General features: G+C 63.7%; 18 protein-coding genes. 17 read left to right on the top strand and 1 reads right to left on the bottom strand.

Annotated features, from left to right (window positions below; all coding sequences use genetic code 11):
- Positions 1-15: 15 nt before the first annotated feature.
- From hisS to BN2476_RS17585, 14 genes are all read left to right on the top strand, one after another.
- On the top strand, positions 16-1356 hold the full coding sequence (gene hisS / locus BN2476_RS17645) for a histidine--tRNA ligase (RefSeq protein WP_087735447.1): 1341 nt from the start codon (positions 16-18) through the stop codon (positions 1354-1356).
- An 88-nt stretch (positions 1357-1444) separates the two neighbouring features.
- Positions 1445-2074, top strand: coding sequence for a YfgM family protein (locus tag BN2476_RS17640; protein ID WP_087735446.1), 630 nt, complete (start codon positions 1445-1447; stop codon positions 2072-2074).
- A gap of 68 nt (positions 2075-2142) precedes the next feature.
- Positions 2143-3288, top strand: a complete 1146-nt coding sequence (gene bamB / locus BN2476_RS17635) for an outer membrane protein assembly factor BamB (protein WP_087735445.1) — start codon at positions 2143-2145, stop codon at positions 3286-3288.
- 325 nt (positions 3289-3613) lie between these two features.
- Positions 3614-3799, top strand: coding sequence for a hypothetical protein (locus BN2476_RS45560; RefSeq protein ID WP_143810983.1), 186 nt, complete (start codon positions 3614-3616; stop codon positions 3797-3799).
- Entirely contained in the window at positions 3799-5136 is a 1338-nt protein-coding gene (gene der / locus BN2476_RS17630) for a ribosome biogenesis GTPase Der (RefSeq protein ID WP_087735444.1), read from the top strand. Before BN2476_RS45560 ends, der begins: the two co-directional genes overlap by 1 nt.
- A gap of 166 nt (positions 5137-5302) precedes the next feature.
- Positions 5303-5539, top strand: coding sequence for an RNA chaperone Hfq (gene hfq, locus BN2476_RS17625; protein ID WP_007580427.1), 237 nt, complete (start codon positions 5303-5305; stop codon positions 5537-5539).
- Between the two features lie 73 nt (positions 5540-5612).
- Entirely contained in the window at positions 5613-6842 is a 1230-nt protein-coding gene (hflX, locus tag BN2476_RS17620; RefSeq protein ID WP_173819636.1) for a GTPase HflX, read from the top strand.
- Positions 6843-6872: 30 nt separating this feature from the next.
- Positions 6873-8279: an FtsH protease activity modulator HflK gene (hflK, locus tag BN2476_RS17615; RefSeq protein ID WP_087735442.1), complete on the top strand. Its 1407-nt coding sequence runs from the start codon at positions 6873-6875 to the stop codon at positions 8277-8279.
- 11 nt (positions 8280-8290) lie between these two features.
- Entirely contained in the window at positions 8291-9211 is a 921-nt protein-coding gene (gene hflC / locus BN2476_RS17610) for a protease modulator HflC (RefSeq protein ID WP_087735441.1), read from the top strand.
- Positions 9212-9254: 43 nt separating this feature from the next.
- A complete protein-coding gene (locus tag BN2476_RS17605) occupies positions 9255-9446 on the top strand; it encodes a DUF2065 domain-containing protein (protein ID WP_087735440.1) in 192 nt (63 codons plus the stop codon).
- A 280-nt stretch (positions 9447-9726) separates the two neighbouring features.
- Positions 9727-10878, top strand: a complete 1152-nt coding sequence (locus BN2476_RS17600; RefSeq protein ID WP_087735439.1) for an ATP phosphoribosyltransferase regulatory subunit — start codon at positions 9727-9729, stop codon at positions 10876-10878.
- A gap of 223 nt (positions 10879-11101) precedes the next feature.
- A complete protein-coding gene (locus BN2476_RS17595) occupies positions 11102-12448 on the top strand; it encodes an adenylosuccinate synthase (protein ID WP_087735438.1) in 1347 nt (448 codons plus the stop codon).
- Between the two features lie 3 nt (positions 12449-12451).
- Entirely contained in the window at positions 12452-13036 is a 585-nt protein-coding gene (locus BN2476_RS17590) for a phosphoribosyltransferase (protein WP_087735437.1), read from the top strand.
- A 300-nt stretch (positions 13037-13336) separates the two neighbouring features.
- Positions 13337-15223, top strand: coding sequence for a potassium transporter Kup (locus tag BN2476_RS17585; RefSeq protein WP_087735436.1), 1887 nt, complete (start codon positions 13337-13339; stop codon positions 15221-15223).
- Between the two features lie 172 nt (positions 15224-15395).
- Here BN2476_RS17585 and BN2476_RS17580 read toward each other — a convergent pair whose 3' ends face one another.
- Positions 15396-17732: a Tex family protein gene (locus BN2476_RS17580; protein WP_087735435.1), complete on the bottom strand. Its 2337-nt coding sequence runs from the start codon at positions 17730-17732 to the stop codon at positions 15396-15398.
- A 161-nt stretch (positions 17733-17893) separates the two neighbouring features.
- Here BN2476_RS17580 and BN2476_RS17575 point away from each other — a divergent pair, with 161 nt between their 5' ends.
- The 3 genes from BN2476_RS17575 (at position 17894) to yoaA (ending at position 21588) form a co-directional block, all read left to right on the top strand.
- Entirely contained in the window at positions 17894-18925 is a 1032-nt protein-coding gene (locus tag BN2476_RS17575; protein WP_438942884.1) for a colicin transporter, read from the top strand.
- A gap of 116 nt (positions 18926-19041) precedes the next feature.
- Positions 19042-19260 (top strand): DUF465 domain-containing protein, encoded by a 219-nt coding sequence (locus tag BN2476_RS17570; RefSeq protein ID WP_087735434.1) that lies wholly within the window; start codon positions 19042-19044, stop codon positions 19258-19260.
- Between the two features lie 69 nt (positions 19261-19329).
- Positions 19330-21588: a DNA repair helicase YoaA gene (yoaA, locus tag BN2476_RS17565; protein WP_087735526.1), complete on the top strand. Its 2259-nt coding sequence runs from the start codon at positions 19330-19332 to the stop codon at positions 21586-21588.
- The last annotated feature ends 150 nt before the right edge of the window (positions 21589-21738 follow it).

Raw genomic sequence — 21738 nt, 5'->3', positions numbered from 1 at the left:
GTCAACCGAAGACAGATGACTGAACAGAAGAAACGGCTTGAAAAGTTGTCCGGCGTGAAGGGCATGAACGACATCCTTCCGCAGGACGCCGGCTTGTGGGAATTTTTTGAAACGACCGTCAAGTCGATGCTGCGTTCGTACGGATACCAGAATATCCGCACGCCGATCGTCGAGCACACGCAGCTCTTCACGCGCGGCATCGGCGAAGTGACCGACATCGTCGAGAAGGAGATGTACAGCTTCACCGATGCGCTGAACGGCGAGAATCTGACGATGCGTCCGGAGAACACGGCCGCCGTCGTGCGCGCGTCGATCGAGCACAACATGCTGTACGACGGCCCGAAGCGCCTGTGGTACATCGGGCCGATGTTCCGTCACGAGCGCCCGCAGCGTGGCCGTTATCGCCAGTTCCATCAGGTGGGCGTCGAGGCGCTCGGTTTCGCCGGCCCCGATGCGGACGCGGAAATCATCCTGATGTGCCAGCGTCTGTGGGACGACCTCGGCCTGACTGGCATCAAGCTCGAAATCAACTCGCTGGGTCTGGCGGAAGAGCGCGCGAAGCATCGCGTCGAACTGATCGCGTATCTCGAGAAGCACGTAGACGTGCTCGACGACGACGCGCAGCGCCGCCTGTACACGAACCCGCTGCGCGTGCTGGACACGAAGAATCCGGCCATGCAGGAAGTCGTGCAGAACGCGCCGAAGCTGATCGATTTTCTCGGCGAGGAATCGCGCGCGCACATCGAAGGACTGCAGCGCCTTCTCAAGGCGAACAACATTCCGTTCACGATCAACCCGCGTCTGGTGCGCGGCCTCGATTACTACAATCTGACCGTGTTCGAATGGGTCACGGACAAGCTCGGCGCACAAGGCACGGTCGCGGCGGGCGGCCGTTACGATCCGCTGATCGAGCAGCTCGGCGGCAAACCGACGGCTGCATGCGGCTGGGCGATGGGCATCGAGCGCATTCTCGAGCTGCTGAAGGAAGAAAATCTGGTGCCCGAAGCGGAAGGCTGCGATGTGTACGTCGCGCATCAGGGCGAGGCGGCTCGCGAGCAGGCGTTCATCGTCGCCGAGCGACTGCGAGATACGGGGCTCGACGTGATTCTGCATTGCAGTCCTGACGGTCAGGCAGCGAGCTTCAAGTCGCAGATGAAGCGCGCCGATGCGAGCGGCGCCGCATTCGCGGTGATTCTCGGCGAAGACGAGATCGCGAACGGCACGGCAGGCGTCAAGGCGCTGCGCGACACGGTGCAAAGCGGCGCGAAGAGCGAGCAGCAAACGGTGCCGCTAGAAAACTTGACCGAACATCTAATCAATGCGATGGTTGCGTCCACCGAAGACGGCGACGACTGATCGCGAGGTCGCGCATCGTCGTTAAACGGGCCGCACGCGCTGCGGCCCCAATCAGACAAGGCACCAGGAAAGAGGAAATCGCGTCGCGATGAGTTACCACGACGAACAAGAATCGATTGAGAGCCTGAAGGCATGGTGGGCGCAATGGGGTAACGCGACCACGTGGATCGTGCTGGTGGCGCTCGTGGCCGCGGCGGGCTGGAACGGCTGGAATTACTGGCAGCGTCATCAGGCGGCGGAAGCGGCCGTGCTGTACGACCAGGTCCAGCAAGCGGCAGCGGGCACCGACAAGGCGATCATTACGCGCGTCGCCACCGACATGGAAGACAAGTTCGGCAGCACCGCGTATGCGCAGATGACGGCGCTCACGGCCGCGAAGGCGCTGTACGCAGCGGGCGACGAGCCGGGCGCGAAAGCGCAGCTCCAATGGGCCGTCGACCACGCGAAGGACGACGAATTCAAGCAGATCGCCAAGCTGCGTCTCGCGTCGCTGCTGCTCGACGAGAAGGCCTATGACGCCGGTCTCGCGTTGCTCAGCGAGCCGCAATCGGATGCGTTCAAGGGCGTGGTCGCCGACCGCCGTGGCGATCTGCTCGCCGCCGCAGGCAAACGCGACGACGCGCGCGCAGCGTATAAGCTCGCGCTCGACTCGCTGTCGAAGAACGATGCTTCCGCCCGTCAGCTGATCCAGTTCAAGCTCGACGCGCTGGGCGGCTGAGCGTTGCTGGCTGTTGCAGCGTCTGCCGTTTCCTTTTGATCACTAGAACCTACATGCTTCGCTCACCGATGAATCTGCTGAAACGTTACGCCGTGCCCGTTGCCTGTGCGATGACCGTGCTCGCTCTGACGGCCTGCTCATCGTCGAAAGACGAACGCCGCGTGCCCACGCCGCTCACCGAGTTCAAGCCCGTGCTCGATGTCCAGCAGACGTGGACGGCTAGCGTCGGCAAGGCCGGGCGCTATATGTTCTCGCCCGTTGCCGTCGGCGACGCCGTGTATGCGGCGGGTGCGAACGGCTCCGTCGCGAAGATCGACGCGAAGACGGGCAAGGACGTCTGGCGCACGAAGCTCGACGGCGACCTGTCGGCGGGCGTCGGAACGGATGGCACGCTCACGGCTGTCGGCGGCCTGAAGGGCGAAGTGTTCGTGCTCGACCAGAACGGCAAGCTGTCATGGAAAGGCACGGCGCCGGGCGAAATCCTGTCGCCGCCGCTCGTCGGCAACGGCCTCGTGGTCGTGCGTACCGTCGACGGCCAGATCACCGCGTTCAATGCGCAAACGGGCGAGCAGAAGTGGAACTATCGCAACCGCGCGGTGCCGCTCAATCTGCGCGTGTCGTCGGGCATGACGTTCGCGGGCGACGCGGCCGTGCTGGCAGGCTTCCCGGGCGGCCAGTTCGCGGCGATCAACCTGCAGACGGGCGACGCTTACTGGACGACGCCCGTGTCGTATCCGAAGGGCGTGACGGAAGTCGAGCGCATCAATGACGTGACGGGCCCGCCGACGCTGGTTGGCGCCGAAACCTGCGCGGTGACGTTCCAGGGGCAGCTCGGCTGCTTCGACGCGAACTCAGGCCGCGCGCTGTGGGAAAAGGTGTTCTCGAGCACGAGCGGCCTCGCACAGGATGACCGCGTCGTGGTGGCGGGCGATGACTGGGCGATCGTCTCGGCGTTCGACGCGACGACGGGCCAGCAGTTGTGGCGCAACGACCAGTTGAAGAGCCGCGACGTCAGCGTGCCGCTGCTGCTCGGCCATGCCGCCGTGGTCGGCGACTACAAGGGCTTCGTTCACTTCCTGTCGCGCGACGACGGCACGTTCGTCGCACGCGCGAAGACGGATGGCAGCGCAATCACGGCTGCGCCGGTCCTGGCCGGCGATACGCTGGTCGTGCAGACGCATGACGGCGACCTGTACGGTTTCCGTCCGCGTTAAAGGCTGTTGGGCTGTGCGGCGCGCCTGATTCCCAGCGCGTTGCGCGGTGACATGTGGGCCGGCTTTGCCGGCCGCATGCATTTTGTTGGTGCCAACGGGTCGTCGATGGCGCCTGATGACTCGGCAAATGGTTGCTGCCCGAGTCCCGTCGGACGGGACCAGGGGGACCGCCTTCAATGCCGTCGAAAATTCGAGATCGTCAGTCGGGCTGTGCCGGCGATCGTTCAGTGCGCGTTGTGCTGCTGTCGTTGGCGAACGATTGCAACGAGGCGGCGGCGCAATCGCCGCGGCGTGCATTCGACGCAATGCGTGCCGAGCCTTGTGCTTGACACTCGACGCAGCCACCCAGGCAGCCAACCTGAAATCCGTTCGTATGCGCAAGCTCCGCGCGTCCGAAACGGGTCAAATTCGTGATAATTTTCGTCAAACGCAGCCGTGCAACGGCCGCATGGCGTTGCCAGTGCGGAAGGTCGGGTTTTCGACGCCGCGCTTCACTGTGAACAACATCTGATGAAACCCGTTATTGCCCTCGTCGGGCGCCCCAATGTGGGGAAATCCACGCTGTTCAACCGGCTCACGCGTTCGCGCGATGCGCTCGTCGCCGATCTGCCGGGTCTCACGCGCGACCGTCACTATGGCGAAGGGCGAGTCGGCGACCGGCCGTATCTCGTCGTCGATACGGGCGGCTTCGAACCCGTCGCGAAGGACGGCATTCTGCACGAGATGGCGCGCCAGACGCGCCAGGCCGTCGAAGAATCGGACATCGTCGTCTTCATCGTCGACGGCCGCAACGGCCTCGCGCCGCAGGACAAGTCGATCGCCGACTATCTGCGCAAGACGGGCCGGCCGATTTACCTCGTCGTCAACAAGTCCGAGGGGATGCGCTATTCGGCCGTGGCCGCTGACTTCTACGAGCTCGGCCTCGGCGATCCGCGCGCGATTTCCGCTGCGCACGGCGACGGCGTCGCGGAGATGATCAACGAGGCGCTCGACGCAGCGTACGCCGACCAGCCGGAAGAGAGCGACGAAGAGAAGCAGGCGCACGGCATCAAGATCGCGATCGTCGGGCGGCCGAACGTCGGCAAATCGACGCTCGTGAACACGCTGATCGGCGAAGACCGCGTGATCGCGTTCGACATGCCCGGCACGACGCGCGATTCGATCTACGTCGACTTCGAGCGGCAAGGCAAAAAATACACGCTGATCGACACGGCCGGCCTGCGCAAGCGCGGCAAGGTGTTCGAGGCGATCGAGAAGTTCTCGGTCGTGAAGACGCTGCAATCGATCTCCGACGCCAACGTCGTGATCCTGCTGCTCGACGCGCGCCAGGACATTTCGGAGCAGGACGCGCATATTGCGGGCTTCGTCGTCGAGCAGGGGCGGGCGCTCGTGGTCGGCGTGAACAAGTGGGACGGGCTCGATCCGCATGTGCGTGAGCGCACGAAAAACGATCTTCAGCGCAAGCTAAAATTCCTCGAGTTCGCGAAGTTCCATTTCATTTCCGCAGCCGAAAAGACGGGAATCGGCCCGTTGATGCGCTCCGTCGACGACGCGTACAAGGCCGCGATGTCCAAGCTGCCGACGCCGAAGCTCACGCGCGCGCTGATCGAAGCCGTCGAGTTCCAGCAGCCGCGCCGCCGCGGCCCCGTGCGTCCGAAACTGCGCTACGCGCACCAGGGGGGACAGAATCCGCCGATCATCGTGATCCACGGCAACGCGCTCGATGCCGTCACCGACACGTACAAGCGCTACCTCGAAAACCGCTTCCGGGAAACTTTCGCGCTGACGGGCACTCCATTGCGGATAGAGTTCCGGTCGTCGACGAACCCCTACGCGGACAAGGGCTGAAACGCGCTGGCGACCGGGCCCGAAACCCGCATGTAGACTGGCTCCTGGCCGAATGACCAGGCGGAGCGCCGGTCAATAAAAATCGGCTATAGTGTAGCGATTGACGGCGGATTTCTTTTTCTTCGCCGGCAATTAAGTCAACCTGCAAAAAAATACGGAGTTTGCTATGAGCAACAAAGGGCAATTGTTACAAGACCCGTTTTTGAACGCACTGCGAAAAGAGCACGTGCCGGTCTCGATCTATCTCGTCAACGGCATCAAGCTTCAAGGGAACATTGAATCGTTCGACCAGTACGTCGTGTTGCTCCGGAATACGGTGACCCAGATGGTGTACAAGCACGCAATCTCGACCGTCGTGCCTGCCCGTCCGGTCAATTTCCACCCTGATTCCGAATCGTCCTAACCTCTCGTCGCGGCCGGTCGAGCGTCGTCGGCTGGCGACACTGACCGGCCGCTTCATTTTGACATCCACCAATTTGATCAACGCAGCGCTTGTCGGCATCGACTTCGGCAAAATCGATTTCGAAGCCAGTCTCGAAGAACTCAGCCTGCTCGCGCAAAGTGCGGGCGCCCATCCTGCCGTCACCCTCACCGGACGCCGTTCGAGCCCCGATGCCGCCATGTTCGTCGGCAGCGGCAAGGCCGAGGAATTGCGCGTCGCGTGCGAGGCGAACGACATCGAAATCGTCATCTTCAATCACGCACTCGCGCCGGCTCAGCAGCGCAATCTGGAGCGTGCGCTTAACAGACGCGTCGTCGACCGCACGAGCCTCATTCTCGACATCTTCGCGCAACGCGCGCGCAGTCACGAAGGCAAGCTGCAGGTCGAACTCGCGCAGCTGCAATACCTCGCGACGCGGCTGGTTCGCGCGTGGACTCACCTGGAACGGCAAAAGGGCGGTATCGGCCTGCGCGGCCCCGGTGAGACGCAGCTCGAAACCGACCGCCGGCTGATCGGCGATCGCATCAAGATGCTCAAGGGGCGGCTCGAAAAGCTGCGTCGCCAGCACGGTACGCAGCGCCGCGCGCGCGCCCGCAACCAGACGATGTCGGTGTCGCTCGTCGGCTATACGAACGCAGGCAAGTCCACGCTGTTCAATGCGCTGACGAAAGCGCAAGCGTATGCCGCCGACCAGCTGTTCGCGACACTCGATACGACTTCCCGCCGCGTCTATCTCGGCGAGGAAGCGGGGCAGATCGTCGTATCGGACACCGTAGGATTTATCCGCGAACTGCCTCACCAACTGGTGGCCGCATTTCGCGCGACACTCGAAGAAACCATTCACGCCGATCTGCTGCTGCATGTTGTGGATGCATCGAGTGCGGTTCGGCTCGATCAGATCGATCAGGTCAATGACGTCTTGCGCGAGATCGGCGCGGACACGATCCGGCAAGTGCTCGTGTTCAACAAAATCGACGCTGTGCCAGAACTGGCGGCCCGAGGCGACGCGGTCGAGCGGGACGAGTATGGTAATATTTCGCGCGTCTTTTTGAGCGCGCGCACGGGGCAAGGGCTGGACACACTGCGCGCTGCCATCGCCGAAATCGCAACGGCCGAACATCTTTCGGAATCTGACGGTCTACTGTCGCAGGGAGACCCGAGAGCGGCGGCATTTCAACAAGATCAGCGCGATGATGCGGGCGAAGACCACCGCGAAGACCGCAAGATCCCAGACACGGGCATCGACCCGTTTCAATTGCATTGACCCGCTGTCTACTCTGGTGAACGAACACAGGTGAACGATTACAACGAGCGGAGTATCTGGCTGCGTCTGCGCGCCATCTTGTCGCTGAACGACCCGCGGTGGGGCCGGGGCGATAGCAATGGCGACCGCCAACGTCTGAACGATTCGAAGCGTCCGCCCAACGGCAAGGAAAACGAAGGCCCGCCCGATCTGGACGAAATGTGGCGCGACTTCAACCGGCGCCTGTCACGCATGTTCGGCCGCAAGGGCGGAGGCGGCGACCGTCGTCCCGACAACGGACGCGGCGCGCGCATCGGCGTCGGCATCATCATCGGTGTGTTGATCGCGATCTATCTCGGCAGTGGCGTGTTCGTCGTGCAGGACGGCCAGGAGGCCGTGGTGCTGCGCTTCGGCCAGTTGCGCGGCACGGCTGCGCAGGGCGTGCACTGGCGCCTGCCGTATCCGTTCGAATCACATGAAGTCGTCAACGTCGGCCAGGTGCGGTCCGTCGAAATCGGCCGGAAAAACGTCGTGCGGCTCGCGAACGTGAAGGACGCGTCGATGCTCACGCACGACACAGATATCGTCGATGTGCGCTTTGCCGTTCAATACCAGATCCGCAAGCCGACCGACTACCTGTTCCGCAGCGCCGACCCCGACCTCAGCGTGATGCAGGCGGCGCAGGCGGCCGTGCGCCGGGTCGTCGGCTCGCGCAGCACGAACGACATCCTCTCTCAGGACCGCGAAGCCATCCGCGCGCAACTGACGGAAGCGATCCAGCATTCCCTGGATGAATACCGCACGGGTCTCGCCGTCACGGGCGTGACGATCCAGAGCGTGCAGGCACCCGATCAGGTGCAGGCAGCATTCGAAGACGCCGCGAAAGCGCATCAGGACCGCGAGCGGGCGAAGCGCGATGCACAGGCCTATGCGAGCGATCTGCTGCCACGCGCGCAGGCGGAAGCCACGCGCATGATCGATGAGGCCAAGACTTATAGCGACCGCGTGGTCGCGCAGGCGGAAGGCGACGCCGAGCGCTTCAAGGAAGTGTACGCACAGTACTCGAAGGCGCCCGCCGTGATCCGCGAGCGAATGTACCTCGAAACGATGCAGCAGATCTATTCGAATACGACGAAGGTGTTCGTCGACAGCAAGTCGGGCAGCAACGTGCTCTATCTGCCGCTCGACAAGCTGGTCGAACAGACGCGTCAGCGTGCGGCCGAAGCGGCTGCGGCTGGCCCGGCACCGGGTGCCCAGGCCTCGCCGTCCGCAGCCAATGCACCGGGCGCGTCGAATCCGTCGAACGCGCAGCCGGCAACCCAGGGTGGCAACCCGCCGACCATCGTCGCGCCGCCCGCCGCGCCCGTGAGCAGCGCAAGCCAGGCCGCTGCCGCGAGCGACGCGTTCCGTTCGCGCGATTCGTTCCGCAGTCGCGGACGCGAAGACGATCTGCAATAAGGAGCGCGAACATGAACAAAATCGTTGCGCTCGTCGTAGCCATTGTGATCGTGCTGTTCGCGGCATCGTCAATGGTGTTCGTCGTCGATCAGCGGCATATGGCCGTCGTCTCCGCGCGCGGTGATGCCGTGCCGACGCTTGCTGGTCCCGGTTTGCACGTGAAGCTGCCGCCGCCGTTGCAGACGGTGACGTCGGTGGATACGCGCATCCAGTCGCTCGATTCGCCCGAGGAGGACCACTACGCGACGTCCGACAAGACGGAAGTGCTCGTGAATCCCGTCGTGAAGTTCCGTGTGTCCGATCCCGTGAAGCTGATCGCGGAAACGAAGGGCGACTTGCAGAGCCTGCCCGATCGTCTCGCGCTGCTTACGCGCGGCGCGCTCGGCGACGCGTTCGCGAAGTACTCGCTGCCCGACGCGCTCGCGAAGCAGGACGCGATTGCAACCGAGGCGCGCGACGGCATGCAGAAGGGCGCGGCGTCGCTGGGCGTCGATGTCGTCGACGTGCAGCTTACTCGCATCGATTTCCCCGCTGCGATGGCGGACACGGTCTACAAGCGGATGATCGCTGCGCGCGAAGAGGCGGCCAGCAAGGAGCGCGCGCAAGGCGCGGCGGAAGCGGATCAGATCAAGGCGGATGCCGGCCATCAGCAGCAGGCGATTCTCGCGGACGCGTACAAGCAGGCGCAGTCGATCAAGGGCGACGGCGATGGCAAGGCCGCGTCGATTGCCGCCGACGCATTCAGCCGCGACCCGCAGTTCTATCAGTTCTACCAAAGCATGCAGGCCTACAAGAACAGCTTCAAGCCGGGCGACGTGATGGTCGTCGACTCGAGCAGCGAGTTCTTCCGCTTCATGCGCAGCCCGGACGGCGCAGGAGCCGCTGCTCAACCGACTTCCGGCGCGTCGACGGGCGCGCACAACAAACACTGATTACGGGAGCGCCGCGGCAAACGCATCGCGGCGGCCTCATTGCATGGACATAGCCGGCTCGTTTTTGCTCGCGATCGCACTGATGCTGATCATCGAGGGGATGTTCCCGTTCGTATTTCCGAGCGCCTGGCGCGACACGTTTCGTAAAATAGCGGAGCGCCCGCCGCACCATATCCGGATCGGCGGACTGATCGTCATGGTGCTTGGGCTGTTGCTGCTGATGGTCGCGACGTGACGAAGGGTCCATGCGGCTTCGAACGGCGCTCATGAGGCGCGGTTCGTACATGAGCTTCACGCATTGAGTTTGCGGCATCGCGCGCCGTTGCCAGTTCCGATCGCGCGCTGAGCGCTGCGGCGCCTTCCGGGCAGCATCGATCGGCCAGCAATTCGCCGCCGCTGGCCGAACGCAACGCGCAACGACGGGACGAAGCTTCGTGTCGAGATGCACCGCGCGCCATTCAAATTTCAAACGGCGTTTGTCATGACGCCGGATTCACCGTCGTAGGACTGTATCGATGTCGACCTGGTTACTTCCCGAAAACATTGCCGACGTGCTGCCGTCGGAGGCACGAAAGATCGAAGAACTGCGCCGCCGGCTGCTCGACCGTTTTCGTGCATACGGCTACGAGATGGTCATGCCGCCGTTGCTCGAATACCTGGAGTCGCTGCTGACGGGCGGCGGCAGCGATCTGAACCTGCGCACCTTCAAGCTCGTCGATCAGCTGTCGGGCCGCACCTTGGGCTTGCGCGCCGACATCACGCCGCAAGTCGCGCGCATCGATGCGCACCTGCTGAACCGCCAGGGCGTGACGCGGCTGTGCTATGCGGGCAACGTGCTGCACACGCGTCCGCGCGGCCTGCACGCGACGCGCGAGCAGATCCAGATCGGCGCTGAAATTTACGGCCATGCGGGCCTCGAAGCGGATCTGGAGATCCAGCAATTGATGCTCGATGCGCTGCATCTCGCCGGTCTCGGCAAGGTGCGTCTCGATCTGTGTCACGCGGCCGTGCTCGCTGCGCTGATCGACAACGAGCCGGCTGCCGCGTCGCTCGGCGAATCGCTGTTCGAAGCGCTCGCGGGCAAGGACGTGCCGCTGCTGAACGAACTGACGGCGCATCTCACGTCCGTCACGCGCGACGCGCTGCGCGCGCTGCCCACGCTCTATGGCGATGCGTCGGTGCTCGAAGAAGCGCGCGCTCGACTGCCGAACGCGCCGGAAATCTCGCGCGCGCTCGACGATCTCGCGTTCCTCGCGCAACAGGTTGGCGGCGCGGAAGTGATGATCGATCTCGCTGATCTGCGTGGCTACGCGTACCACAGCGGCGTGATGTTCTCGGCCTATGTCGACGGGGTGCCGAATGCCGTCGCGCGCGGCGGCCGTTACGACAAGGTCGGTCAGGCGTATGGCCGCGCCCGCGCGGCAACAGGCTTTTCGCTGGACCTGCGCGAAGTCGCGCGCATTTCGCCCATCGAGGCGCGCAGCAGCGCCATTCTCGCGCCGTGGCAGCACGACGACGCGCTGCGCACGAGCGTCGCCGCGCTGCGCGATGCGGGCGAGGTCGTGATCCAGGCGCTGCCGGGCCACGATCATGCGCTCGACGAATTCGCGTGCGACCGCGTGCTGGTCGAGCGCGACGGCCAGTGGGTCGTCGAAGCGAAGCCTTGAGTGTGGTGCTCAGTGTGGTGAATCCGCACTGCGTCATATGAAACGTGACGCCGCAACCATCGGGACGTGTGCCGCCGCGAGCCGCGCTCGACAGCGCCAAAGCGCGTCGGCGCATCCATGCCTTTGAGCCGAAACGGAAAAATCCCGCGATCAGTCGGTGAAAAAATCGGGAACCGTCGTCGAACATAGGTAAAATACGTTTTTAACCAGCTTAAGAATCAACATGTCTGCCAGCGCAGTGAATGTGAACCCTGGGCGCAATGTCGTCGTCGTGGGTACCCAGTGGGGTGATGAAGGCAAGGGCAAGATCGTTGACTGGCTGACGGACCACGCGCAAGGCGTCGTTCGTTTCCAGGGCGGTCACAACGCCGGACATACGCTCATCATCGGCGGCAAGAAAACCATCTTGCGTCTGATTCCGTCGGGCATCATGCGCCCGGGCGTCGCCTGCTACATCGGCAATGGCGTCGTGTTGTCCCCGGAGGCACTCTTCAAGGAAATCGAAGAGCTGGAATCCGCCGGCATCGACGTCCAGAAGCGTCTCTTCATTTCCGAAGCCACCACGCTGATCCTCCCGTATCACGTCGCCATCGACCAGGCCCGCGAAGCACGCAGCGGCGCCGGCAAGATCGGCACGACGGGTCGCGGCATCGGCCCGGCGTATGAGGACAAGGTCGCGCGCCGCGGTCTGCGCGTGCAGGACCTGTTCGAACCGAAGGCATTCGCGGAACGTCTGCGCGCGAATCTCGACTTCCACAACTTCGTGCTGACGCAATACCTCGGCGCGCCTGCTGTCGATTATCAGCAGACGCTCGACATGATGCTCGGCTACGCCGACCGTCTGAGGCCGATGGTCACGGACGTTTCCCGCCGTCTGTACGACGAGAACCACGCAGGCCACAACCTGCTGTTCGAAGGCGCGCAGGGCACGCTGCTCGATATCGACCACGGCACGTATCCGTTCGTCACGTCGAGCAACTGCGTCGCGGGCGCGGCCACGTCGGGCGCGGGCATCGGTCCGCAGAAGCTGGACTACATCCTCGGCATCACGAAGGCGTACTGCACGCGCGTCGGTTCGGGCCCGTTCCCGAGCGAGCTGTACGACGCGGACAATGCAAGCCGCCAGGAAGAAGTCGGCCTGACGCTCGCGAAGGTCGGCAAGGAATTCGGCTCGGTCACGGGCCGTCCGCGCCGCACCGGCTGGCTCGACGCCGCCGCGCTGCGCCGCTCGATTCAGATCAACGGCGTGTCGGGCCTGTGCATGACGAAGCTGGACGTTCTCGATGGTCTCGATGAAGTGAAGCTGTGCGTCGGCTACACGGTCGACGGCAAGGATGCCGACATCCTGCCGCGCGGCGCGTATGAAGTGTCGCGCTGCGAGCCCGTCTACGAGACGTTCGGCGGCTGGAAGGAAAGCACCGTCGGTATCAAGGAATGGGACAAGCTGCCCGCAAATGCCCAGGCGTATCTGGCGCGTGTGCAGGAAGTGGCGGGCGTGCCGATCGACATGGTGTCGACGGGTCCGGACCGCGACGAAACCATCCTCCTCCGTCACCCGTTCAAGGCTTAATACATGACGCAGGGTGTACCGATGATTGCGATGAAAGACCCCCGTAACGATGACCGCAATCTGTGGGTCGGCTGGGACGAATATCACCGGCTGATCGAAATGCTCGCACTGAACGTTCACGAATCCGGCTGGAAGTTCGACAAGATCCTGTGCCTCGCGCGCGGCGGCCTGCGTGTCGGCGACCAGCTCTCGCGCATCTACGATCTGCCGCTGGCCATTCTCGCGACCAGTTCGTATCGCGAAGCGGCGGGCACGGAGCAGGGCGAACTCGACATCGCGCAATACATCACGATGACGCGCGGCGAACTGTCGGGCAACGTGCTGCTCGTCGACGATCTGGTCGACTCGGGCGTCACGCTCGCGCGCGTGCAGCAGCATCTGAAGGAACGTTATCCCGCCATTACGTCGGTGCGTTCGGCCGTGCTGTGGTGGAAGGCGTGCTCGAAGGTGAAGCCGGACTATCACGTCCAGTATCTCGCGACGAACCCGTGGATCCATCAGCCGTTCGAGGAGTGGGACACGGTGCGTCCGCACAACCTCGGAGCGTGGATCAAGCGTGGCCAGGAGCGTTCGTCGGACGCAAGCTAGCCAGCGTTGTGAACGCCGTCGCGCATCGTTGTGGCGATCATCGGCAGCGAATCGAGCGGAGCCCTTCGTGGCTCCGTTTTTTTCGTCTGGAATCTGGGCGAAGGCGAGGCTGGAAGATTTAACAATCACGTGATTGACATGCGCTAATGCCCGGCCGGCGTGGGAGCGCGATGCTACACTGCTCTCGCGAAGCGTTGCTACGTGGCGTTTGCACAACGGGTCGAATGGTGGGCTTTGACGCCCATATTCTTTAGAATAGCGTTCGTTTTTGCCGCTCAGGAACGGATTCTTTTCGCGTTTATGACAAACAATCATCACGTCCCGAAGCAGCCGTTGCCATCGCTTGCAGTCGCTGCGATCGGCGTGGTTTTCGGGGATATCGGCACTAGCCCGCTGTACTCGCTGAAAGAAGCCTTCAGCCCCTCCCACGGCATTCCTCTTACCGACAGTTCCATTCTCGGCGTCATTTCGCTGCTCTTCTGGGCGATCATCGTCGTCGTGAGCATCAAGTACGTGATGTTCGTGATGCGCGCCGACAATAACGGCGAGGGCGGCGTGCTCGCGCTGATGGCGCTGTCGCTCCGTTCGTTCGACGCGAAGAGCAAGGCGGCCGGCCTGCTGATGATGCTGGGCATCTTCGGCGCGTGCATGTTCTACGGCGATGCAGTGATCACGCCGGCCATTTCGGTGATGTCGGCCGTCGAAGGTCTGGAGATCGCCGCGCCCAAGCTCACGCATCTGGTGCTGCCGCTCACGATGGTGATCCTGATGCTGCTGTTCTGGATCCAGCGCCACGGCACGGCGACCGTCGGCCGGCTGTTCGGCCCCATCATGGTGATCTGGTTTCTCACGCTGGCCGTGCTCGGGCTGTCGCATATCGTGCAGTCGCCCGAGGTCATCAAGGCGCTGAACCCGTATTACGCGGTCTCGTTCATGGCGGCGCACGTGCTGCAGGCGTACGTGGTGCTCGGCTCGGTTGTGCTGGTGCTGACGGGTGCCGAAGCGCTTTATGCCGATATGGGCCACTTCGGCGCGAAGCCGATTCGCTGCGCGTGGTACGCGCTCGTGATGCCGTCGCTGGTGCTGAACTACTTCGGCCAGGGCGCACTTCTGATGCACGATCCGAAGGCCATCGAAAACCCGTTCTATCTGCTCGCGCCGGAGTGGGCGCTGCTGCCGCTCGTCGTGCTGTCGACGGTCGCGACCGTCATCGCGTCGCAAGCGGTGATTTCGGGCGCGTATTCGCTGACGAGCCAGGCGATCCAGCTCGGCTACGTGCCGCGCATGAAGATCCTGCACACGTCGGAGCTTGCGATCGGGCAGATCTATGTGCCCGTCGTCAACTGGATGCTGCTCTTCATCATTCTGTGCATCGTCGTTGCGTTCAAGAGTTCGGATAACCTGGCCGCTGCGTACGGTATCGCCGTGACGGCGACGATGGTGATCACGACGGTTCTCGCGAGCGTCGTGATGGTGAAGGTGTGGAACTGGAACAAGGGCGTCGTCGCGCTGATCATCGGCGCGCTGATGGTCGTCGACCTCGGCTTCTTCGGCGCGAACCTGCTCAAGGTCGCGGAGGGCGGCTGGCTGCCGCTTTGCATCGGCGCGCTGCTGTTCTTCCTGCTGATGACCTGGTTCAAGGGCCGCATGATCGTAAAGGAGCGCACGGCCGCCGACGGCATTCCGCTGATGCCTTTCGTGCAAGGTCTGCTTGCGCATCCGCCGCATCGTGTGTCGGGCACGGCGATCTATCTGACGGGCAGCGCGACGCTCGTTCCCGTGAGCCTCCTGCACAACCTCAAGCACAACAAGGTGCTGCACGAGCGCACGATCTTCCTGACGTTCATCACGCGCGATATTCCCTACGTCGACGACAAGGACCGGCTGACCGTCAAGGACGTCGGCGGCGGCCTGTTCCTCGTGAAGGCCGCGTATGGCTTCAACGAAACGCCCGATGTGAAGGCAGTGCTCGAGCAGATCAGCGTGACGCACGACATGTCGTTCGAACTGATGGACACGTCGTTCTTCCTTGCGCGCGAAACGGTGGTGCCGACGCAATTGCCGGGCATGTCGGTGTGGCGCGAGCGCGTGTTCGCATGGATGCATCAGAACGCCGCGAAGCCGACGGATTTCTTTAGCATTCCCGCGAATCGCGTCGTGGAACTGGGGACTAAGATCGAGATATGATCCGGCGAGCGCGCCCCGGTGTCAGGCCGGGGTGCCTTGATTGGTAAAGACAAAGGCCCACGCATTTTGATGCGTGGGCCTTTGCTTTTGTTGTTGCGCGCGATGGCTTCGACGCGATCGGCGGCAACCAGATACGATGCCACCGACCGTCGAACAGGCGCTGCGAAAGCGCTTAACGCTTCAGCTTTGCAAACGCCGCCGCCATCGCGTTGACGGGCTCGGGTTCGCGCGAGCGTTGTTGCGGGCGTCCGCCGCCTGCACGGCCGCCCATGCCGCCGCGCTCATGCTGGCCGCCTGGGCGTGCGGCCGAAGCCGGCGAGAAGTCGTCGTCGAGACGCATCGTCAGCGAAATGCGCTGGCGCTTCACGTCGACTTCGAACACCTTCACCTTGACGATTTGCCCTGCCTTCACGACTTCATGCGGGTCCTTGATGAACTTCGTCGACATCGCCGACACGTGCACGAGACCGTCCTGATGCACGCCAACATCGATGAACGCGCCGAACGCGGCGACGTTCGTCACGACGCCTTCGAGCACCATGCCGGGCGACAGATCCGAAATCTTTTCGACGCCTTCGCGGAACGTCGCCGTCTTGAACTCGGGGCGCGGGTCGCGGCCCGGCTTTTCGAGTTCCGAGAGAATGTCGCGTACGGTCGGCAGACCGAAGCGATCGTCGACGAATTCGGTGGGCGATAGCTTGCCGAGCGCGTCGCGATTGCCGAGCACTTCGCCGATGCTCTTGCTGATCTTCGCGAGCATCCTCTCGACGACGGGATACGCTTCCGGGTGCACCGACGAGCGGTCGAGCGGGTTCTCGCCGCCGTTGATGCGCAGAAAGCCCGCGGCCTGCTCGAACGTTTTGTCGCCGAGACGCGGCACCTTGCGCAGATGGTCGCGCGTCGGGAACGGACCGTTCGCGTCACGGTAATCGACGATGTTGCGGGCGAGCGTCGCGTTCAGCCCGGACACGCGCGCGAGCAGCGCGACAGATGCCGTGTTCGCATCCACGCCCACCGCGTTCACGCAGTCCTCGACGACGGCATCGAGCGAGCGTGCGAGTTCGCGCTGGTTCACGTCGTGCTGATACTGGCCGACACCGATCGCTTTCGGCTCGATCTTCACGAGTTCGGCGAGCGGGTCCTGCAGACGGCGCGCGATCGACACCGCGCCGCGCAGCGATACGTCCAGTTCCGGGAATTCCTTCGCCGCCAGTTCCGACGCAGAGTAGACGGAAGCGCCCGCTTCCGACACGACGATCTTCTGCAGCTTCAGCTCGGGATGGCGCGAGATCAGTTCGCTCGCGAGCTTGTCCGTCTCGCGCGATGCCGTGCCGTTGCCGATGCTGATCAGTTCCGCCTGTGTCTGCGCGGCGATACGCGCGAGCTTCGCGAGCGAGCCGTCCCAGTCGCGGCGCGGCTCGTGCGGATAGATCGTATCGGTGGCGAGCAGCTTGCCCGTGCGATCGACGACGGCGACCTTCACGCCCGTTCGAAGGCCCGGATCGAGGCCGATCACGGCTTTCGGGCCGGCCGGCGCGGCAAGCAGCAGATCCTTCAGATTGCGCGCGAATACGCGGATCGCTTCGCTTTCGGCTTCCTCGCGCAGATTTGTCAGCAGTTCGTTTTCGATGTGCGGTTGCACCTTCACGCGCCAGCACCAGCGACACACGTCCGAGCGCCATTTGTCGGCGGGACGGCCCTGATTCGCGATGCCGAAGTGGCGCGCGATCATCGCTTCACCCGGATGCGGCACCTGCGCGTCGAGCTCTTCGTCCAGACCGAGCTTGATCATCAGGACGCCTGCATTGCGGCCGCGGAAGAGCGCGAGCGCGCGGTGCGACGGCACGGTGCGGATCGTTTCCGAATAGTCGTAGTAGTCGCGAAATTTCTCGCCTTCTTCGCCTTCCTTGCCTTCGACCACCGTCGACACCAGCACGCCCTGGTTGAACAGATAGTCGCGCAGCTTGCCGAGCAGTTCGGCCGTTTCGCCGAACTGCTCCGAGAGGATGTCGCGTGCGCCGTCGAGCGCGGCCTTCACATCGGCGACGCCTTTCTCCGCATCGACGTATTGCGCGGCTTCCGTCTGCGGATCGAGCAGCGGGTTCGCGAGCAGCGCGTCGGCGAGCGGCTGCAGGCCTGCTTCGCGGGCGATCTGCGCGCGCGTGCGGCGCTTCGGCTTGTACGGCAGATAGAGGTCTTCGAGCACCTGCTTGCTGTCGGCGCCTTCGATCGCGGCGCGCAGCTCGTCCGTCAGCTTGCCCTGTTCGTCGATGCTCGCGATGATCGCGGCGCGGCGGTCTTCGAGTTCGCGCAGATACAGCAGGCGTTCTTCGAGCGTGCGCAGTTGCGTGTCGTCGAGATTGCCGGTGACTTCCTTCCGGTACCGGGCGATGAACGGAACGGTCGCTCCTTCATCGAGTAGTCCCACCGCGGCCGCGACCTGGCGCGGCTGGACGGTCAGTTCTTCGGCAATGCGCTGTACGATCTTGAGTGCTACGGTGTCCGTCATAGGGTCTTGAGTTCCTGCCGGATTCGACTGGTGGCCCACCTGCGCGCAGGCGAGGCGGCCGGATTGCTGAAAGGTCGCTAAAGCTCGTGAAAGCTTGCTGGAGCGGGGCATTTTGCCATAAATGACCGAGCGCTCAAGCGCAGGGTGATAGAATTTCAGGCATGTTCCGTTGCCCATCTACGACGTTGCCGACCTCCCGCATTTCGCTCGGATCTCCACGCCGATCTCCGCTCGCATCGCCCGTCTTCGGGCCGCAGATTGCTCCCGTTGCTTTCGGGTTTGCCGCTATCGCCCGTCGCATCGCGGTTGTGGCGTCGCTTGCATTTGCCGTCGCTACGCCGGCGTTCGCGCAGCAGACTTCCGAAGCGGCACCGATGGTCGTTGCCGCTTCGGATGCCGCTGCCGATGCCGCGTTGCCCGGCGGTGCATCGGCCGTGCCGGCGATGCGTATGGGTGCAGGCTCGCAAGCTTCCGCAGCGAACGACCTCGACGCGCGGCAAAAAGCACTCGATGCCCGCACGGCGGAGAACAACTACCGTTACGCCGTTGCGCAGCACAACTGCTATAGCAAGTTTTTCGTCAATCACTGCCTGAACTCGGCGCGTGACGACATGCGCGTCGTCGCTGCCGATATCCGTAAGGAACAGCTCGCGCTCGACGACGAAAAGCGTGTCGAGCACGCGCGTCAACGCGACGAGCAGGCGGCGATCAAGCGCGCGCAAAACGAAGCCGACGCGCCCGCGCGTGCCGCGCAGGACACGCGCAACGCACAGGCTTACGACGAGAAGCAGCGCCAGCATCAGTTGAACCAGGCGCAGCGCGAAGCGGAAGCGCCGCAGCGCGCAGCGAACGAGAAGGCTTTTCAGCAGAAGCAGCAACAGCACGCGATCGATCAGGCGCAGCGGGGCATCTCGCCGTCGCAGGCGGCGGCGAACCAGAAGGCCTATGACGCGAAGCAGGCCGACTTCCAGCGCAAGCTCGACGAGGCGCATCAGCAGGCCGCGCAGAAGGCGCAGGAGCGTGCCGGGAAGCAGCAGCGATTCGAGCAGAAGCAGAGCGAAGCCACGCAGCACAAAGCCGACGTCGCGGCGCGCCAGAAGCAGGCCGCCGAGAAGGCGCGGCAGAAGCAGGAAGAGCAAACGAAGCAGCAACAGCAACTCGACCAGCAACAGAAGCAGCAACCGCAGCAGTAAGCAACAAGTAGTCAGCAGCGAGCATCATCAGCCGTAACGCGTTTCAGGCCGGACAGCAACCTCGAGCGGAGCGACTGCACGACGCGGCCTTCGCCATTTCGAAAGAGGAGGCGAGCATGCGCGACCATCATCGCGTCATCAACTCGGACACACTGCGCGACCGCATTCTGCAACTCGAATCGGAGCACAGCGGACTTGATCGGTTGATCGACAGGATGTCCGAGGAACCCGGCATCGACGACCTCGAGATACAGCGCCTGAAAAAGCGCAAACTCAAGGTCAAGGACACCATCATCTTGCTGCAATTGCAGCTTGAACCGGAAGCGCGCAGCTGACGCGGCGGCCAGGCAGGCGCCGGCCGCGTTCAGTTCGTCGCGCGCCCGACTTTGCAGGAAACGCTTGCCTTGAATTCACCGCTTCAATCCTCTTCGCGCGCGGCGCCCGCCGACGACGCGCCCGCACGCGACGAGCGCGCCGCGAAACCCGCATCGGGCGGCGGCGCGCTCGTCGCGTCGCTGAGTCACAAGCACTCGTCCGAACTCGCTGATATCTTCGCCGCCGACGGGCTGCTCGCCCGCCAGATCGACGGCTACCGGCCGCGCGCGTCGCAGATCGAGATGTCACGCGCCGTTGCGGCCGCGATGGAAGCGTCGGGCCGCGCGATGCCCGAGCCCGCGATGTTCGAAGCGCAGAAACGCCCGGCGCGGCGGCTGCAGCAGTCGGCATCCGCTTCGGCGGCAGCTTCGGACGATGCCGCGCCGACGGACGCCAATGCGGACGGCGGCGAGAACACGCTGATCGTCGAGGCCGGGACGGGCACGGGCAAGACCTATGCGTACCTCGTGCCCGCGATGCTGTGGGGCGGCAAGGTCATCGTCTCGACGGGCACGAAGCACCTGCAGGACCAGCTCTATCAGCGCGACATTCCGACCGTGCGCGATGCGCTCGCGGTGCCCGTCAGCGTCGCGATGCTGAAGGGCCGAGCGAACTATCTGTGCCATTACTATCTGCAACGCACGGCGGACAACGGGCGTCTGCCGTCGCGGCAAGAAACGTCGTATCTGCAGGACATCATCCGCTTTGCGAAGATCACGCGCACGGGCGACAAGGCCGAACTCGCGAGCGTGCCGGAGACGGCGGCCGTGTGGTCGATGGTGACGTCGACGCGCGACAACTGCCTCGGCCAGGAATGTCCGCATTACAAGGACTGCTTCGTGATGCAGGCGCGCCGCGAGGCGCAGCAGGCCGATATAGTCGTCGTCAATCACCACCTGTTTTTCGCCGACATCATGTTGCGCGACACGGGCATGGCCGAGCTGCTGCCGACGGCGAATACGGTGATCTTCGACGAAGCGCATCAATTGCCTGAAACCGCGACGCTCTTTTTCGGCGAGACGCTCTCGACCACGCAGTTCCTCGAACTCGCGCGCGACTCGGTCGCCGAAGGTCTCGGCCATGCGCGCGATGCCGTCGACTGGGTGAAGCTCGGTGCGGCCCTCGAGCGCTCGGCGCGCGACGTGCGGCTCGCGTTCAAGGAAGATTCGGTGCGTCTGTCGATCGGACAACTGCCCGACGATCATCCGCTATTCGCCGCGCTCGAAGCCGTCGAAACCGAACTCGATGCGCTCGCCAGCGCGCTGGCGGGGCAATCGGAGCGGGCCGAGTCGCTTGCGGCGCTATTGCGTCGCGCGCGCGAGTTGCAGGACGTGCTGGCGGGCTGGACGACGCCGCCGACCGCGACGGAGCGCGATGCGGCGTCCGGTTCAGCGTCGCAGGCGAACGATGCGAATGATCCGAACGAGAAGGTTCGCTGGATCGAAGTCTTTTCGCATACCGTGCAACTTCATGAGACGCCGCTGTCGGTCGCGCCGATCTTCGCGAAGCAGCGTGCGGGCGTGCCGCGCGCGTGGGTCTTCACGTCGGCGACGCTTTCCGTGCGCGGCGACTTCACGCACTATGCGGCGCAGATGGGCCTCAATGCGCGTCGCTCGATGACGCTGCCCAGTCCGTTCGACTACGGCACGCAGGGCTTGCTGTATGTGCCGCGCAACCTGCCGCAGCCGTCGTCGCCGATGTTCACCGATGCCGTGTTCGACGCCGCGTTGCCGGCGATCGAAGCGTCGGGTGGCGGCGTGTTCATGCTGTGCACCACGCTGCGTGCCGTCGATCGCATCGCATCGAAGCTGCGCGACGTGATCGAATCGCGCGGCTGGAACATGCCGCTGCTTGTGCAGGGCGATGCGAGCCGCACGGAACTGCTCGACCGTTTCCGTTCGTATGGCAATGCGATTCTCGTGGGCAGCCAGAGCTTCTGGGAAGGCGTCGATGTGCGCGGCGATGCGCTGTCGCTCGTCATCATCGACAAGCTGCCGTTCGCGCCGCCTGACGACCCGGTGTTGTCCGCGCGGCTCGATGCATTGACGAAGAAGGGCTTGAGCCCGTTTGCCGTTCATCAGCTGCCGCAGGCTGTCATTACGCTCAAGCAGGGCGCAGGGCGTCTGATTCGCTCGGAGACCGATCGCGGCGTGCTGATGATCTGCGATACGCGTCTCGTCGACAAACCGTATGGACGCCGTATATGGCAAAGCCTGCCGCCCTTCAAGCGGACGCGGGAGCTCGACGTGGTGCGGGAGTTCTTCGACGAGAACGCGCAGGCTCAGTGAAGCGCGAGACGCTCGTTGCATCGATACACGATGTTGCCGATGCAACGGGCACGTCATCGCGATGAAGGCAATTCGACGCGTCACCGTTTGAATTCATTCGAGGTTCAAATACAAATCGAAATGCATCGAATACATGCAAGCGGAATAATC

The sequence above is a fragment of the Paraburkholderia piptadeniae genome (assembly GCF_900007165.1).
Classification (GTDB): Bacteria; Pseudomonadota; Gammaproteobacteria; order Burkholderiales; family Burkholderiaceae; genus Paraburkholderia; species Paraburkholderia piptadeniae.
The sequence above is the reverse complement of the archived record's forward strand: the minus strand, read 5'-3'. Positions and strand labels throughout refer to the sequence as shown.

Bases quoted from the DNA above. Each gene is read 5' to 3' on its own strand.
- hisS (WP_087735447.1), top strand. From the start codon at position 16: ATGACTGAACAGAAGAAACGGCTTGAAAAGTTGTCCGGCGTGAAGGGC.
- BN2476_RS17640 (WP_087735446.1), top strand. From the start codon at position 1,445: ATGAGTTACCACGACGAACAAGAATCGATTGAGAGCCTGAAGGCATGG.
- bamB (WP_087735445.1), top strand. From the start codon at position 2,143: ATGAATCTGCTGAAACGTTACGCCGTGCCCGTTGCCTGTGCGATGACC.
- der (WP_087735444.1), top strand. From the start codon at position 3,799: ATGAAACCCGTTATTGCCCTCGTCGGGCGCCCCAATGTGGGGAAATCC.
- hfq (WP_007580427.1), top strand. From the start codon at position 5,303: ATGAGCAACAAAGGGCAATTGTTACAAGACCCGTTTTTGAACGCACTG.
- hflC (WP_087735441.1), top strand. From the start codon at position 8,291: ATGAACAAAATCGTTGCGCTCGTCGTAGCCATTGTGATCGTGCTGTTC.
- BN2476_RS17605 (WP_087735440.1), top strand. From the start codon at position 9,255: ATGGACATAGCCGGCTCGTTTTTGCTCGCGATCGCACTGATGCTGATC.
- BN2476_RS17600 (WP_087735439.1), top strand. From the start codon at position 9,727: ATGTCGACCTGGTTACTTCCCGAAAACATTGCCGACGTGCTGCCGTCG.
- BN2476_RS17595 (WP_087735438.1), top strand. From the start codon at position 11,102: ATGTCTGCCAGCGCAGTGAATGTGAACCCTGGGCGCAATGTCGTCGTC.
- BN2476_RS17590 (WP_087735437.1), top strand. From the start codon at position 12,452: ATGACGCAGGGTGTACCGATGATTGCGATGAAAGACCCCCGTAACGAT.
- BN2476_RS17585 (WP_087735436.1), top strand. From the start codon at position 13,337: ATGACAAACAATCATCACGTCCCGAAGCAGCCGTTGCCATCGCTTGCA.
- BN2476_RS17580 (WP_087735435.1), bottom strand. From the start codon at position 17,732: ATGACGGACACCGTAGCACTCAAGATCGTACAGCGCATTGCCGAAGAA.
- BN2476_RS17575 (WP_438942884.1), top strand. From the start codon at position 17,894: ATGTTCCGTTGCCCATCTACGACGTTGCCGACCTCCCGCATTTCGCTC.
- BN2476_RS17570 (WP_087735434.1), top strand. From the start codon at position 19,042: ATGCGCGACCATCATCGCGTCATCAACTCGGACACACTGCGCGACCGC.